The sequence below is a fragment of the Phaeobacter sp. JH20_34 genome, from assembly GCF_048056095.1.
GTDB lineage: Bacteria > Pseudomonadota > Alphaproteobacteria > Rhodobacterales > Rhodobacteraceae > Phaeobacter > Phaeobacter bryozoorum.
The window spans coordinates 1-443 of sequence record NZ_JAYMWT010000008.1 but is presented as its reverse complement, the minus strand read 5'-3'; the positions used below and the strand labels follow the sequence as shown (position 1 = coordinate 443).

1 protein-coding gene is annotated in these 443 nt (G+C 64.1%); it reads right to left on the bottom strand.

The genetic code is table 11. The features are described from left to right. Positions 1-443, bottom strand: a 443-nt coding sequence (locus tag VWZ81_RS09165; RefSeq protein ID WP_416549309.1) for a GDP-mannose 4,6-dehydratase, incomplete at both ends; no start/stop codon positions are given.

Below are 443 nucleotides of genomic sequence, written 5' to 3'. Positions count from 1 at the left end.
CTGACCGGCAGGTCCATGCCGTGTTCTTTCAGCAGGGCGTGGCGGCGGGCGGTTTTGAGGTCTTCGCGCACCATTTCGGCGCACATCTCCTCGGTGGTGATCTCCGGCTCCCAGCCCAGTTTCTGCTTTGCCTTACCCGGATCGCCCAGCAGCGTCTCCACCTCGGCGGGGCGGAAATAGCGCGGATCGATGCGCAGCACCACATCGCCCACCTTCAGCGCCGGGGCCATATCGCCCTCAATCGCGGTCACGGTGGCAATTTCCGCTTCGCCTTCGCCCGAAAACGCCAGCGTCAGCCCCAGCTCCTGCGCCGACCAGGTGATGAACTGGCGCACCGAATATTGCTTGCCGGTGGCGATGACGAAATCCTCGGGCGCCTCCTGCTGCAGCATCATCCACTGCATCCGCACGTAATCCCTGGCATGGCCCCAGTCGCGCAAACT